Source organism: Endobacterium panacihumi (assembly GCF_050847465.1).
Classification (GTDB): domain Bacteria; phylum Pseudomonadota; class Alphaproteobacteria; order Rhizobiales; family Rhizobiaceae; genus Neorhizobium; species Neorhizobium panacihumi.
The window spans coordinates 2,318,301-2,333,162 of record NZ_JBOZRA010000001.1; the positions used below are offsets into that span (position 1 = coordinate 2,318,301).

At 61.6% G+C, this 14,862-nt stretch carries 14 protein-coding genes; 11 read left to right on the plus strand and 3 right to left on the minus strand.

Features of this window, described 5'->3' with window-relative positions; genetic code table 11:
- The first annotated feature begins 11 nt into the window (after positions 1 to 11).
- Together ACRQ1B_RS11570 and ACRQ1B_RS11575 are read left to right on the plus strand one after the other, a co-directional pair.
- Positions 12 to 335 (plus strand): YbaB/EbfC family nucleoid-associated protein, encoded by a 324-nt coding sequence (locus ACRQ1B_RS11570; protein ID WP_432293705.1) that lies wholly within the window; start codon positions 12 to 14, stop codon positions 333 to 335.
- Between the two features lie 72 nt (positions 336 to 407).
- Positions 408 to 1,019, plus strand: a complete 612-nt coding sequence (locus ACRQ1B_RS11575) for a LysE family translocator (RefSeq protein WP_432293706.1) — start codon at positions 408 to 410, stop codon at positions 1,017 to 1,019.
- Positions 1,020 to 1,030: 11 nt separating this feature from the next.
- Here ACRQ1B_RS11575 and ACRQ1B_RS11580 read toward each other — a convergent pair whose 3' ends face one another.
- The gene (locus tag ACRQ1B_RS11580) at positions 1,031 to 1,663 is read right to left on the minus strand and encodes an MOSC domain-containing protein (RefSeq protein WP_432293707.1); all 633 of its coding nucleotides are present in this window, start codon (positions 1,661 to 1,663) and stop codon (positions 1,031 to 1,033) included.
- 55 nt (positions 1,664 to 1,718) lie between these two features.
- Here ACRQ1B_RS11580 and recR point away from each other — a divergent pair, with 55 nt between their 5' ends.
- Both recR and ACRQ1B_RS11590 read left to right on the plus strand, forming a co-directional pair.
- Positions 1,719 to 2,324, plus strand: coding sequence for a recombination mediator RecR (gene recR, locus ACRQ1B_RS11585; protein ID WP_432293708.1), 606 nt, complete (start codon positions 1,719 to 1,721; stop codon positions 2,322 to 2,324).
- Positions 2,325 to 2,334: 10 nt separating this feature from the next.
- Positions 2,335 to 3,576 (plus strand): lytic murein transglycosylase, encoded by a 1,242-nt coding sequence (locus ACRQ1B_RS11590; protein ID WP_432293709.1) that lies wholly within the window; start codon positions 2,335 to 2,337, stop codon positions 3,574 to 3,576.
- Here the strand turns inward: ACRQ1B_RS11590 and ACRQ1B_RS11595 are convergent.
- Together ACRQ1B_RS11595 and ACRQ1B_RS11600 are read right to left on the minus strand one after the other, a co-directional pair.
- Positions 3,568 to 4,038, minus strand: coding sequence for a GNAT family N-acetyltransferase (locus ACRQ1B_RS11595; RefSeq protein ID WP_432293710.1), 471 nt, complete (start codon positions 4,036 to 4,038; stop codon positions 3,568 to 3,570). The genes ACRQ1B_RS11590 and ACRQ1B_RS11595 overlap by 9 nt on opposite strands.
- A gap of 9 nt (positions 4,039 to 4,047) precedes the next feature.
- The gene (locus ACRQ1B_RS11600; protein WP_432293711.1) at positions 4,048 to 5,679 is read right to left on the minus strand and encodes an MFS transporter; all 1,632 of its coding nucleotides are present in this window, start codon (positions 5,677 to 5,679) and stop codon (positions 4,048 to 4,050) included.
- 265 nt (positions 5,680 to 5,944) lie between these two features.
- Between ACRQ1B_RS11600 and rimP the strand changes: the two genes are divergently transcribed.
- The 7 genes from rimP to ACRQ1B_RS11635 all read left to right on the plus strand — a co-directional run bounded on the left by rimP (position 5,945) and on the right by ACRQ1B_RS11635 (position 14,785).
- Complete coding sequence (gene rimP, locus ACRQ1B_RS11605) at positions 5,945 to 6,541, plus strand: ribosome maturation factor RimP (RefSeq protein ID WP_432293712.1); 597 nt, start codon at positions 5,945 to 5,947, stop codon at positions 6,539 to 6,541.
- Between the two features lie 57 nt (positions 6,542 to 6,598).
- Positions 6,599 to 8,215 carry a transcription termination factor NusA gene (nusA, locus tag ACRQ1B_RS11610; protein ID WP_432293713.1) on the plus strand — a complete coding sequence of 539 codons (1,617 nt, stop codon included), beginning with the start codon at positions 6,599 to 6,601 and terminating at the stop codon, positions 8,213 to 8,215.
- Positions 8,212 to 8,904 (plus strand): RNA-binding protein, encoded by a 693-nt coding sequence (locus tag ACRQ1B_RS11615; protein WP_432293714.1) that lies wholly within the window; start codon positions 8,212 to 8,214, stop codon positions 8,902 to 8,904. The genes nusA and ACRQ1B_RS11615 overlap by 4 nt, the downstream gene beginning before the upstream one ends.
- A gap of 101 nt (positions 8,905 to 9,005) precedes the next feature.
- The gene (gene infB / locus ACRQ1B_RS11620) at positions 9,006 to 11,753 is read left to right on the plus strand and encodes a translation initiation factor IF-2 (protein WP_432293715.1); all 2,748 of its coding nucleotides are present in this window, start codon (positions 9,006 to 9,008) and stop codon (positions 11,751 to 11,753) included.
- Between the two features lie 422 nt (positions 11,754 to 12,175).
- Positions 12,176 to 13,333, plus strand: a complete 1,158-nt coding sequence (gene exbB / locus ACRQ1B_RS11625; RefSeq protein WP_432293879.1) for a tonB-system energizer ExbB — start codon at positions 12,176 to 12,178, stop codon at positions 13,331 to 13,333.
- 4 nt (positions 13,334 to 13,337) lie between these two features.
- A complete protein-coding gene (gene exbD / locus ACRQ1B_RS11630; protein WP_432293716.1) occupies positions 13,338 to 13,838 on the plus strand; it encodes a TonB system transport protein ExbD in 501 nt (166 codons plus the stop codon).
- Between the two features lie 5 nt (positions 13,839 to 13,843).
- A complete protein-coding gene (locus ACRQ1B_RS11635) occupies positions 13,844 to 14,785 on the plus strand; it encodes an energy transducer TonB family protein (protein ID WP_432293880.1) in 942 nt (313 codons plus the stop codon).
- Positions 14,786 to 14,862 lie beyond the last annotated feature (77 nt).

Sequence of the window (14,862 nt, forward strand, 5' to 3'; positions counted from 1 at the left end):
GAAGATTACTGATGCGCGACATCATGGGCATGATGGGCAAGGTCAAGGAAATGCAGGCCAAGATGGAGAAGATGCAGGCGGATATCGCCCTTCTCGAAGTCGAAGGCACATCCGGCGGCGGTCTCGTGACCGTGCGCCTGAACGGCAAGGGCGAAATGCTCGGCCTGAAGATCGATCCTTCGCTGTTCAAGGAAGAGGAAGTCGAGATCCTCGAAGACCTGCTGATTGCCGCCCACAAGGACGCCAAGGAAAAGGCAGAGGCCGTGACCGCGGAAAAGACCCGCGAACTGACCGCCGGCCTGCCGATCCCTCCGGGCATGAAGTTCCCGTTCTGATTCTTTTGATGGGGTCGGGTGCATCTCATCCGGGATGCGCCCGACTTTCTCTTTGCCTGGAGGAGCGCGGCCGTGACACTCACATCCATTCTGGTTTTCGCAGCCGCTCTTTTCGTAGCCGCAGGCTCTCCCGGCCCGAGCATTGCAGCCCTTGTGGCGCGGGTGCTTTCCAAGGGATGGCGCAACGTTCTGCCCTTTATTGCCGCCATGTGGATGGGCGAGGCGATCTGGCTGTCGCTGGCCGTGGCCGGTCTTGCAGCCGTGGCGGAAAACTTTCAGCCGGTTTTCGTGGTGATCAAGTGGATCGGCGTTGCCTATCTTCTCTATCTCGCCTGGAAAATGTGGTTTGCGCCTGCTGAGGTCGGTGGTGAAGACCTGCCGGAAAGCCGGTCTGCGCTAAAAATGTTTGGAGCCGGTCTGACGGTGACGCTCGGTAATCCCAAAATCATGATGTTTTACGTGGCGCTTCTGCCCTCCATCATCGACCTTGCCGGCGTGACGCTGATCGGTTGGGCGGAACTGGTGGCGGCGATGATCGTCGTTCTGGCAACCGTGGACGTTGCCTGGATGGCGCTGGCGGCCAAGGCACGGCAGTTTTTGAAAAGCCCGCGTGCGGTAAAAATCGCCAACCGCATTTCGGCCGGCACCATGGCCGGTGCGGCAGCCGCAATCGCCGCGCGCTAAACTAAAGAGAATCAGAACTTTGCCGGTTTGCCGGCGATGATGGCTTCGCGCATGTCCGCATGAATCGGCGCGGCGAGGAAACGTGCGGCATCCGCTTCGGCCAGACGTTTTCCGAACTTCTCCAGCATTTCCGGGATCGGCACGGCTGCGCCGTCATGGGGAATGTGTTCGACACCATCGCCAGCCGTGGCCATGCCGGGCCGGAGGACACGACAGTAGATGCCGGGTCGCATGGCCTGCCGGTAGGTTTTCACGATCGACGGGTCACCCATGCGCGCGGCAAGCGTGGCGCAAGGCGTGCGGGCCGACGTTGCCTGTAGTTCGAGGCCATTTTCGAACACGAAACGATCGCCGGCGCTGACGTCGCGGTTGTCGAGGCCTTCGACAACAAAATTTTCGCCGAACGTTCCGGGCTCCAACGGCCGCCCAAGCGTCTGTGACCACCATTCCATCGTCAGCGATCCTTCCAGCAGCACGGCCTGTTCCGGGCCACCATGATATTTGCCGTTGCAGACGGCATCGCCGACAAGGCCTTCGCGGTCGATCATGACCGACGTGTTGACGGCGCTCTTGTTGATGCCTGTCTTGTAGGACTTGCCCGGCAGTTTTTCCGGATGACCGAGGCAGATCGCGAGAAGTTTCATGCAAGCGGCTCCTTCGGTGATTCCGTTTCACGGACATATGGGCTAAAAGCGGCGCATGGCAAAACGCGTGACCGGTCCTGAAATCGAAAAACTCATCCAGCTTCTGGCGAAAATGCCGGGACTTGGCCCCCGCTCCGCCCGACGGGCAGCGCTTCACCTGATCAAGAAGAAGGACCAGTTGTTGGGTCCGCTGGGATCCGCCATGGGCGAGGCCTATGACAAGGTGAAAGTGTGCTCGCGCTGCGGCAATGTCGATACGATCGACCCCTGCACCGTGTGCACCGACGATCGTCGCGACCAGTCGGTCATCATCGTCGTCGAGGATGTTTCAGACCTTTGGGCGCTGGAGCGGGCGGGCGTGATGAACGCCGCCTACCATGTGCTGGGCGGCACGCTGTCGCCGCTTGATGGCGTCGGTCCGGATGATCTCAACATCAAGGGGCTGATCGACCGGGTGAGCGAAGGCGGCATCAAGGAAATCATCATTGCGGTGAATGCCACAGTCGAGGGGCAGACGACGGCGCATTACATTACCGACCGGCTGGCTGATCTCGGTGTTGCCATTACCCGTCTGGCGCATGGCGTGCCGGTGGGTGGCGAGCTGGATTATCTCGACGAAGGCACGCTGAGTGCAGCACTGCGCGCACGCACGGCGATCTGAGGAGGAAGCCATGAAAACGAAACTGGCCGCACTGCTGACCAGCGCTCTCGCCCTCCTCCCCCTCCCCGCGCTTGCCCAGAACAAGCCGGATATCGAAAAACAGTTCCAGCGATGGATCGCCAGCGATCTTTCTCCGGCGGCAAAAAAGGCCGGTGTTTCCGAGCGCACGATCGAGGCTGCATTCGATGGCGTGTCGCTGAACTGGGATCTGCCGGATCTGGTGCCGCCGGGCACGACGCCACCGAAAAAGCAGGACCAGAGCCAGGCCGAGTTTTCCTCGCCGGGTGCCTATTTCAACGAAAAGCGCCTGCAGGGACTGGCGGCGACCGGCCGCGGTCTGGCGAGCACGTACGCCTCGACTCTGAAGAAGATTGAAGCCGCCTATGGTGTGCCGGGTGAAGTGATCGTTGCCATCTGGGGCCGGGAATCCGGTTTCGGCAAGGCGCGCCTGCCCTATTCGGCCGTAGAGGTTCTGGCGACCAAAGCCTTCATGTCCACTCGCAAGGACATGTTTCGCGAGGAACTGATCGCAGCCCTGCAAATGATCCAGCGTGGCGATGTCAGCGCTTCGACAATGAAGGGATCGTGGGCCGGCGCTCTGGGACAGCCGCAGTTCATGCCGACCAGCTATTTGAAATATGCCGTGGATTTCGATGGCGATGGGCGCGCAGACATCTGGAATTCGGTGCCGGACGCGCTCGCCTCGATCGGCCATTACCTGCAAAAGGAAGGCTGGCAGCGCAGCCGCGACTGGGGTTTTGAAGTCAGCATTCCACAAAACGTGTCCTGCGCGCAGGAAGGGCCTGATCTCGCCAAGCCGGTTTCCAACTGGGCGGGCATGGGCATTACTCGCATTTCCGGCAAGGCATTTCCGTCTGCCGACCTGAAGGCCGATGGCATGATGCTGGTGCCGGCTGGCCGTGGCGGACCGGAATTTCTGGTGACGCCGAATTTTTACGTCATCAAGGAATATAACAATTCCGACCTTTATGCGCTGTTCATCGGCAATCTGGCCGATCGCATCGCTCATAGTGCGGGGCCGTTCCAAGGAAACTGGGGCGATGTCGGCAAGATGCTGCGTTCCGATGTTCTGGCCATGCAGAAGGCGCTGGTGGCAAAAGGATATGACGTCGGCAATGTCGATGGCCTGCCTGGCTTCAAGACCCGCCGCTCGCTGGGCGACTGGCAGGCCAAGAGCGGATTGGCACAAACCTGCTATCCGGATGCTTCACTGAAGGGGAAGTTACGATAGGCTGAGTTTCAGCCCTTCGTGACTGGCGACAAAACCAAGCCTTTCGTAAAAGCGGATCGCATCCGGGCGCGTCTTGTCCGAGGTGAGCTGAACAAGACCGCAGCCACGCTGCTTCGCCTGTTCCACGGCCCATTCGATGAAACGAGAGCCGAGCCCGCTGCCGCGATGGTCCGCTGAGATGCGCACGCTTTCGATCTGCGCCCGCCACATGCCGGTGCGTGACAGGCCGGGAATGAAGGAGAGTTGCAGGCATCCAGCCAAGCTGCCATCGGCGCTGACGGCAACCGCCAGCAACTGGTTGGGATCGGCGGTTATGGCGGCAAAGGCTGCGGCGTAACGCGCGTCCACCGGATCGGACAGGATTTCGCGCGTCTGGCCAAGCTTGTCGTCAGCAAGCATGTGGATGATGCCCGGCAGATCGGTTTCGCTCGCCTTTCGAAAAGAAAAGCGCGTCTCAGGCATCGCAAATCCTCAGTGCTGCAGGTCGATCGGGGCTTTGTGAAAAATGTCGTCACGCGGCGGGATGGCCTGACGTTCGATCATGCGGTGAACACGCGGGCCGACCTCGCCGACATGCAGTTCGCGGATACGCTTCCAGACATCGGCATCCGCCTGGGTGCGGCGCTGGTTGTGGCGCACATAATCGGCCCAGGTGGCAGTGTGATAGGTTTCCGTCCAGATGTCCGGGTTTTCCAGATCGCGCATCAGCGTCCATTGACGCGCGCCATCGCGAATGCGGATGCGACGGCGCTGCGACATCAGGTCGAGGAATTCCGGCACATCCTTTTCGCCGATCGTATAATCAATCAGCAGCACGATCGGGCCGCTTCGCGCCTTCAGGTCGAGACGCAATGATGGTTCGTTGAATGTGCCCAGCGGATCGAGGTTGAGGCTCTCGAATTGCGGCAGCCGCATGCGCAAACCGATGACGATACCAAGCACCATAACGGCGGCGGAACAGAGGAAGGCGATCGGTGCGCCGTGGTTTTCGGCAATAACGCCCCACATCCAGCTGCCGCCGGCCATGCCGCCGAAAACGGCGGTCTGGTAGAGCGACAGGGCGCGACCGACGACCCAGCGCGGGGTCGACATCTGCACCGTGACATTGAACAGCGACAACGCCATGACCCAGCAGGCGCCGGGAATGAGCATGACGGCCGTGGTGACCCACGCATTTGTGCTGAACGCAGTGACGGCGGCGCTGATGGCAAAACCGCAAAACGAGATGCGGACGATGGTTTCCGACGAGAATTTTTCCCGCAAACCCGCATTGGCAAAAGCGCCACCGATGGCACCGATCCCGAAGGCGCCGAGCATGATGCCGTAGGTGAGCGGACCGCCCGAGACCAGATCGCGGGCGACGATCGGCAGGAGCGCCAGAATGATGCTGGTGGAAATGCCGAAAATGAAGGAGCGGAACATCACGTTGAGAATGTTCGGTGACATCGCCACATAACCGATGCCGGCGGAGATGGCGCGCAGCATGGTTTCGCGCGGCAGCTTCGTCTTGACATATTGCGGGCGCCAGCGGGCGAGTGCGTAGATCAGCGCGAGATAGCTGACCGTGTTGGCGGCAAAGGCGGCTGCAGCACCTGCGCCTGCGACGATGGCACCGCCGATAGCCGGGCCGACGCTGCGGGTGATGTTGAACCCGACACTGTTGAGCGTGACGGCGGCGGGCAGAATGTCTCGCGGCACCATGTCGCCGACCGAGGCTTGCCAGGACGGGTTGTTGAGCGCCACGCCGCAGCCGATCAGGAAGGTGAAGGTGAGCAGCGACCATGGCGTCAAGACGTCGAGATAGGCGCAGAGCGTCAGCAGGCATGAGACGACCAGCATAAAAATCTGCGCCGTCAGCATGATGCCGCGGCGATTGTAATTGTCGGCAAGCGCGCCCGAAACCAGCGAAAACAGCATGATCGGCAGCGTCGTCGACGACTGCACCAGCGCCACCATGTCTTGCGAATTGCTGATCGAGGTCATCATCCAGGCGGCACCCACCGCCTGTATCAGCCCGCCGAGATTGGAGGAGATGCTGGCGAACCAGACCGTGCGAAATGTCTGGTGGCTGAAAGGCGCGAGAGGCGACACCCGATCGGGCACTGTGCTGTTCCTGAATGATTCTTGTTATACGCTAACCTAGAGACATGGCGCATGAGGGCAAGCCGAAAGACGGACCGATGCCGATATGGTTTAGGCGGCACTAAGGCACTGATCGTACAACCCTTGCAATCCTGCGGCTTGAGGCGTATATAGCCTTTAAATTCTTGATCGTCTGATGAAGGGTGGGCCCGCAAGGACCCGCTCTTTTTTATTAGCCGGTCGCGGGAGAAGCTTCGCTTTTAAGCGATAACACGCCGGATAAAACATGCAGCCTACCGAACTGGAGCCGCGTCTCATCGTCGAGACAGGCCTTGACCTCAGGATCGCGGAAATCATCGAACCCACGCTGATCGGCATGGGTTTTCGCTTGGTGCGCGTCCGCATGATGAACCAGAACGGCATGACGCTGCAGATCATGGCCGAGCGCGAAGACGGCACGATGGATGTCGAAGGCTGCGAGGCCGTGTCCACCGCGATTTCACCCGTTCTCGATGTGGAAGATCCGATCGATCGGGAGTATCATCTGGAAGTGTCGTCGCCGGGCATCGATCGCCCCATGGTGCGCAAGTCCGATTTTGCCCGCTGGACCGGTCATCTCGTCAAGATCGAAACCTCGATCCTGATCGATACCAAGAAGCGTTTCCGCGGCAAGATCGGCGAGACGAACGAAGACGGCTTTGTGCTTGAGCGTGACCAGGTGGCCTACGGCGAAGAGCCGCGCGTGACCATTCCGTTCTCGGCGCTCGCCGAAGGCAAGCTGATCCTGACGGACGACCTGATCCGCGACGCGCTGAAGGCCGACAAGCTTGCCAAGCAGGCGGCCAACCAGAACGACGACGAAGACGAACAAGACGCAGAATAACAACGAAACCCTGCCTGAAACGGCAGACAGCATTTCGACCTACGGAGACCAACGACTATGGCAGTGAGTGCGAACCGGCTTGAACTTCTGCAGATCGCAGATGCAGTTGCGCGCGAAAAGGTCATCGACCGGGAAATCGTTCTGGCCGCCATGGCCGACGCGATCCAGAAGGCCGCACGTTCGCGTTACGGCTCTGAGACCAATATTCGCGCCGACATCAACTCGAAGACCGGCGAAATCCGCCTTCAGCGTCTTCTCGAAGTGGTCGAAGTTGCCGAAGACTACGGCACGCAGATCCCGCTGGAACTGGCCCGCGACCGCAATGTCGACGCCAAGCTCGGCGACTTCATTGCCGATCCGCTGCCGCCAATGGACTTTGGCCGCATCGCCGCCCAGTCGGCCAAGCAGGTCATCGTGCAGAAGGTGCGCGAAGCCGAGCGTGACCGCCAGTTCGACGAATTCAAGGACCGTATGGGCGAAATCGTCAACGGCACCGTCAAGCGCGTCGAATACGGTAACGTCATCGTCGATCTCGGCCGTGGCGAAGGCATCATCCGTCGCGACGAGATGATCCCGCGTGAAAACATGCGTTACGGCGACCGCGTTCGCGCCTACGTTTACGACGTGCGCCGCGAACAGCGTGGCCCGCAGATTTTCCTGTCGCGTACGCATCCGCAGTTCATGGTCAAGCTTTTCACCATGGAAGTGCCGGAAATCTACGACGGCATCATCCAGATCAAGTCGGTTGCCCGTGACCCCGGTTCGCGTGCGAAAATCGCCGTCATCTCGAACGATAGCTCGATCGATCCGGTCGGCGCCTGCGTCGGTATGCGTGGTTCGCGCGTTCAGGCCGTTGTCGGCGAACTTCAGGGCGAAAAGATCGACATCATTCCGTGGAGCCAGGATCCGGCTTCCTTCATCGTCAACGCCCTGCAGCCGGCGGAAGTCGCCAAGGTCGTTCTCGATGAGGATGCAGAGCGTATCGAAGTCGTTGTTCCGGATGAACAGCTGTCGCTGGCCATCGGCCGTCGCGGCCAGAACGTCCGTCTCGCATCGCAGCTGACCGGCTGGGATATCGACATCATGACGGAAGCCGAAGAGTCGGAACGCCGTCAGAAGGAATTCAACGAGCGCACCAACCTGTTCATGGAAGCCCTCGACGTCGACGAAATGGTCGGCCAGGTGCTTGCTTCGGAAGGTTTTGCCGCCGTCGAGGAACTGGCTTACGTCGAACTCGACGAAATCGCCTCGATCGACGGTTTCGATGAAGACACCGCCAACGAGATCCAGACCCGCGCCAAGGAATTCCTGGAGCGGATCGAAGCCGAAAACGATGCCAAGCGCGTGGCGCTCGGCGTTCAGGACGAGTTGAAGCAGATCGACGGCCTCACCGCCCAGATGCTGGTCGCGCTCGGCGAAGAAGGCATCAAGACGGTCGAAGACTTTGCCGGCTGCGCAGCCGACGATCTGGTCGGCTGGTCGGAGCGCAAGAACAACGAGACCAAGAAGTTCGAGGGCACGTTCTCGAAGTTCGACGTGTCGCGTGTCGAAGCCGAAAACATGATCGTTCAGGCCCGCCTGCTGGCCGGCTGGATCACCGAGGCTGACCTTGCAACGGCCGAAGAAGACGTTGCCGAGACCTCGGAGGAGGCGGAAGCCGCTGAACAGGAATGATTGCCGAGGCTTCTGCCAACGGTGATCACGAAGATCAGGATGCGGACGAAGTTTTCAACGACCGCACCTGCATCGTGACGCGTGAGGCCGGATCGCCTGAAACGCTGATCCGCTTCGTGGCCGGCCCTGATGGGACGGTGGTTCCCGACCTGAAACGCCAGCTGCCCGGTCGCGGCTGCTGGGTGAAGGCGGAACGGGCTCTGGTCGAAAAGGCCGTGGCCCGCAAGATTTTTGCACGCGCCCTCAAGAACAAGGAGGTGCGTGCGGAGCCTGAACTCGCCGCCCTGGTAGACCAGCTTCTGGTCGTTCAGGTGGCAGGCATGATGAACCTGGCCCGCAAGGCCGGGCAATTCATCTCTGGCGCGACGAAAGTGGATGCAGCTGTCCGCTCGGGCGAGGCTCTGGCCGTGTTTCACGCGTCGGATGCTGCCGCGGACGGCAAACGCAAGATCGACCAGGCCCGAAAGGCCTGGCGGCTCGGAAACGATCTGGAGGAGGAGATCCCTTCCTTCTCGTTGTTCACCGCAGCCGAAATGGACGAACTGATGGGCCAGAATGCTTTTATCCATGCCGTGGCGCTTGCAGGCCAGGCAGGTGAAGGTGTAGTGAAGCGCGCAACCATGCTCGAAACGTACCGTCATAACGGTCCTTCCGGAGCAAATGGCGGCGCTGGCCGGTCAGAGACATGACACGGTTACCGGCAAAAGCCGGCTGCCGCATTGAACGACGTGTATTGAAACACAGGGTCTGATGGTCTTCATCCGAGCCTGTGCGAAGGAACAGGAACGGAATGACGGACAACAAAGACGACAAGACAGCCGGCGTGAAAAAGACCCTCACCCTGAAACCATCAGGGATGAGCCAGGGTACCGTGCGCCAGGATATGGGGCGCGGCCGTACGAAGTCGGTCGTCGTCGAAACGGTAAAACGCCGCCCGACCCGCCCGCAGGACGAAAAGCCGATCACCCCGATCACGACGCCGGCAGCACCGCGCGCTGAAACGCCGGCTCCGGCATCTGCCGCTTCGACGGCGGCTTCAACTGCCCCGGCAGCGCGCCCGGCCGCTCCGGCAGCCGCTCCGCGTCCGGCAGCACCTGCCCCGGCTCAGACGCAGACCCGCGTTCATCAGCAGACACAGGCACATCGCCCGGCCCCGACGCCGGCTCGCCAGCCGGAACGCCCGCGCGGCGCCGTGCTGCACGACTTGTCGGCCAGCGAAATGGACGCCCGTCGCCGCGCGCTTGTGGAAGCACAGGCCCGCGAAGTCATCGAAGCGCAGAAGCGCGCCGAAGACGAAGCTCGCCGCAAGGTGGAAGAAGAACAGCGCCGTATCGAAGCCGAAGCGGAAGCTGCACGCATTGCAGCCCTGCCGAAGCCTGAGCCGGTCGCAGAACCCGTCGTGGAAGCGGCTCCGGTCGCTGAAAAGCCGGCAGCTCCTGCTCCGGCCGCAGCACGCACTCAGGAAAACCGTCCGCAGTCGACCCGTCCTGCGGCACCCGGCACTGCCGCCGCCGTTCCCGGTCGCCGCAATGCCGGCGAAGACGACGATCATCGCGGCCCGGCCCGTGGTGGTCCGAACCGCGGCAAGACACCTGTTGCCATTCCGGCAAAGGCCCCGGCACGTCCGAAGGCCGACGAAGGTCGCCGCCAGGGCAAGCTGACGATCACCGCAGCCAGCACCGACGATGACGGCAACAACCGTGGCCGCTCGATGGCTGCCATGCGTCGCCGCCAGGAAAAGTTCCGCCGCAGCCAGATGCAGGAAACCCGTGAAAAGGTTATCCGCGAAGTCATCCTGCCGGAAACCATCACCATTCAGGAACTGTCGCAGCGCATGTCCGAACGCGCCGTCGACGTCATCAAGTACCTGATGAAGGAAGGTCAGATGATGAAGCCGGGCGACGTCATCGACGCCGACCTTGCAGAACTCATCGCGTCCGAATTCGGCCATACCGTCAAGCGCGTTTCTGAATCCGACGTCGAAGAAGGCATCTTCGACAAGGCCGACGATGCCGGCGAAATGGTATCGCGTCCTCCGGTCGTCACCATCATGGGTCACGTCGACCACGGCAAGACCTCGCTGCTCGACGCCATCCGTCAGGCAAATGTCGTGTCTGGCGAAGCCGGCGGCATTACTCAGCATATCGGTGCCTATCAGGTCGAACAGAACGGCCAGAAGATCACCTTCATCGACACCCCCGGCCACGCCGCCTTTACGGCCATGCGTGCCCGTGGTGCGCAGGCGACGGATATCGCGATCCTGGTGGTTGCAGCCGACGACAGCGTGATGCCGCAGACGATCGAATCCATCAACCACGCCAAGGCGGCCGGTGTTCCGATCATCGTGGCGATCAACAAGATCGACAAGCACGAAGCCAAGCCGGACAAGGTCCGCCAGCAGCTTCTGCAGCACGAGGTCTTTGTTGAATCGCTCGGCGGTGAAGTGCTCGACGTCGAAGTTTCGGCCAAGAACAAGACCAACCTCGACAAGCTGCTCGAAGCCGTTCTGCTGCAGGCCGAAATCCTCGACCTGAAGGCCGATCCGAGCCGTACGGCCGAAGGTACCGTCATTGAAGCCCAGCTCGACCGTGGCCGCGGTGCGGTTGCGACCGTTCTCGTCCAGAAGGGTACACTGAAGCCGGGCCAGATCATCGTTGCCGGCGACCAGTGGGGCCGTGTTCGCGCCCTCGTCACCGACAAGGGCGATCACGTCAAGGAAGCCGGTCCGGCCATGCCGGTCGAGATCCTCGGCCTGTCGGGCACTCCGGCTGCCGGTGACCGTTTCGCCGTTGTCGAGAACGAAGCCCGCGCCCGCGAAATCTCCGAGTATCGCCAGCGTCTGGCGCGCGACAAGGCGGTTGCCCGCCAGTCCGGCCAGCGCGGTTCGCTTGAGCAGATGATGAGCAAGCTGCAGAATACCGGCTTCAAGGAATTCCCGCTGGTCATCAAGGGTGACGTGCAGGGTTCGGTCGAAGCGATCATCGCATCGCTCGACAAGCTCGGTACAGACGAAGTGCGTGCCCGCATCGTGCATTCGGGTGCCGGCGCCATCACGGAATCGGATATCTCGCTCGCCGAGGCATCGGACGCGGCGATCATCGGCTTCAACGTCCGTGCCAACGCACAGGCACGTACCCTTGCCGACCGCAACGGTCTCGACATCCGCTACTACAACATCATCTACGATCTGGTGGATGACGTGAAGGCCGCGATGTCCGGTCTGCTTTCGCCGGAACGCCGCGAAACCTTCCTCGGCAACGCCGAGATCCTCGAAGTCTTCAACATCACCAAGGTCGGCAAGGTTGCCGGTTGCCGTGTCGTCGAAGGCAAGGTCGAGCGTGGTGCAGGCGTCCGCCTGGTTCGCGACAACGTCGTCATCCACGAAGGCAAGCTCAAGACGCTCAAGCGCTTCAAGGACGAAGTGTCGGAAGTTCCGATGGGTCAGGAATGCGGCATGGCCTTCGAGAACTACGAAGACATCCGCGCCGGCGACACGATCGAGTGCTTCCGTGTGGAACACATCACCCGTTCGCTCTAAGCCGAACAGGAATGAAAACCAAAAAGCCGCCCGGGAATCTCGGGCGGCTTTTTTATTTGGGCATCCGCATTTCCCGGCACAAAAATTCGCAGCAGTTTTTACAGGAAGGCAGCAGCGGTGACCGCGCGAAAACTTGATTCGCACAAGCATATTTTACCGTGGCGCAGCAATTTATTGTTGCCAAGAGAAGTCAAGTTTACTATCGGGTAACCGAACGGTACGAGCGTCGCCTGGGGCATGTTCGCTGACGGATTGAATGCGAGAAGCATTCTCCCGGGCATGGCACACGATGGGATGCATCGTGCGAGCCTGTTTCGAGTCCGGAGAATTTTTGAATGTCCATTGCCGAGAATTGCGTTTCGACCATCCGTGGCCGTGGCATACACCTTCTATCCTGCACAGCGATCATCGCGGCAACGTTGATGACGGCATCCGCTCAGGCACAGACGCCGCCGGCGGAGGCACCGGCCGCGTCCACGACGCAGAACAATGCGCCTGCCACGCCGGCGCCAACACCGGCTCAGGGCCAGGCCCCGGCAACGTCGCCGGCTGCTCCGACGCAGAATTCCGCACCGACAGCGTCCGACGCCGCGCCATCCCAGACGGCACCAAGCGCGCCGACCGGTCGCCTGCCGCAGGCAGGCACTCCGGAACAGCCGGCAGCGACCGATAACAATGCCGCTCCTTCGAACACGCCTGCTCCCGCGACCACACCGGCCGCTTCGCAACAGCCCGCACCGGCGCAGGCAACCGGGGAGACACCCGCAACCAACGCTCCTGTTCAGACAAGCGCAGACCAGACACCGCAGGCAACCGAGATTGCCCCGGCAGCCAGCGAGGAAGCGCCGCGCGCCGACCTGCCGCACGACCTCTCCCCCTGGGGCATGTTCATGCAGGCCGACTGGGTGGTCAAAGGTGTGATGATCGGCCTTGCCATCGCATCGCTGCTGACATGGACCGTATGGTTTGCCAAGACGCTTGAACTGGCAGGCGCCCGCGCCCGCGCAAACAGGACCATCAAGGCCATCCGCAAGGCCCGTACACTGGCGGAAGCCGTGCAGGCGACGCAAGGACGCGGTGGACCGGCCGCTGCAATGCTGCGGGCGGCCGCTGAGGAAATGGAAGTGTCCGAAGCCGCTATCGAACATGCGGACGGCGACGGCGTGAAGGAACGCGTTTCTTCCGTACTGACCCGCATCGAAGCCTTTGCAGGACGCCGCATGGCGCGCGGTACCGGCATTCTGGCAACGATCGGCTCGGTTGGTCCGTTCGTCGGCCTGTTCGGGACCGTCTGGGGTATCATGAACTCGTTCATCGGCATTTCGGAATCGAACACGACCAATCTGGCCGTCGTCGCGCCCGGTATCGCCGAAGCCTTGCTCGCGACCGCGATCGGCCTTGTTGCCGCGATCCCGGCCGTCGTCATCTATAACCTGTTCGCGCGCTCTGTTACCGGTTACCGCCAGCTTCTTGCTGATGCCGCTTCCGGCGTCGAGCGCCTTGTCAGCCGCGACCTCGATTTCCGCAAGATCCCACCGGGCGGCCGTGCCAAGCCGGTTTCGCTCGTCGCCGGGGAGTAAGACCATGGCTGGCGGTATTCGCGAACACCACGGCGAGGAAATGGCCGAAAACCACGAGATCAACGTGACGCCGTTCATCGACGTCATGCTGGTCCTGCTGATCATCTTCATGGTGGCCGCACCTCTTGCCACCGTGGACGTCAATGTCGACCTGCCCGCCTCGACCGCCAAGCCGGCCGAACGGCCGGATGAACCGATGTATCTGACGGTCAAGGAAGATTTGAGCCTCAACCTCGGCAACGATATCGTCTCACGCGAGGAATTGGCCAACACGCTGGATCGCCTGACCGGCAACAAGCGCGACACACGCATTTTCCTGCGCGCCGACAAGATGGTCGATTACGGTCACTTCATGGAAGTGATGAACCTTTTGCGGGATGCGGGTTATCTGAAGATCGCGCTTGTGGGCCTTGAAAGCCTTCCGGCCCCGATGCCCGCGCAGGATGGCGCGGCACCGGCGGCCGCTCCGGCCGCACCTGCGCCTGCCGGAGGTGCCAATCCTTGAACCCGGTGACCTACAATCCAACGCCGGCCGGGCGTTTTGGAGAGGCTGCGCTCTGGGGCACGGCGGGTCTGGTCGTACTCGCCCTGCATATCGGCGCCGGCTTCTACCTGATGCAGCAGACCGAAGTGGCGGCTGGCGACAATGCACCGCCGCCGGCGATCATGATCGAACTTGCTCCGGAGCCGGAAGCGGCAACGCCGGAGGAAACGCAGATTTCCGAACAGACGGAAAACTCCGAAGAGATAAAGAGCGACACACCCGAGCCGGTGGAACCCCAGCCGGAAACGCCGCAGGAAGTGACGCCGCCAGAACCGCCGCCGCCGGAGCCTGTCGTCGAAGAACAACCACCGGAACCGACCCCGGAGCCGGTGCAGGAGGTGACCGAGACCGTGCCGGAAGAACCGCCGGAACCGCAGGTCGATCCGATCGTGGAAGAACAGATGGCAGCGCTCGACAATGTCGAAGTGCCTCTGCCGATGATGCGGCCACCGGAACCGGTGGAAAAGAAGCCGGAAGAACCGGTGAAGAAAAAGGTGGCCGAAAAGCCGCGCCCGAAAAAACAGGCGCCGGCTTCCAAGGCGAGCCAGGAAGCCAAGGTGGACGCCAACCAGTCCAATCGCACTGCCGCACAGCAGACGTCGACAAGCACATCCAGCGCGCCCTCGATTTCGCCGCAGCGCTGGCAGGGCCGCCTCGCCGCGCATCTGGAGCGCAGGAAGAAATACCCGGCGGCCGCGCGGTCACGGCGCGAAGAAGGAACCGCCTCCGTGCGCTTCCAGATCGACAGCAGCGGCAACGTCCTGTCCGTTTCGCTGTCGCGTTCTTCCGGTTCGGATGCGCTCGATCAGGAGGTTCTGGCGCTGCTGAAACGGGCATCACCTGTTCCGGCACCGCCAGCCGGCGTCAACAAGACGATCACGGTGCCTATCCGCTTCACCATCCGCTAAAAATTCCCACCGCCGCCTTGAGAGATCAAGTGCGGCGGTGGCGCTTTAAGTTGGCACTTGCTAACTTTGCTGCATCG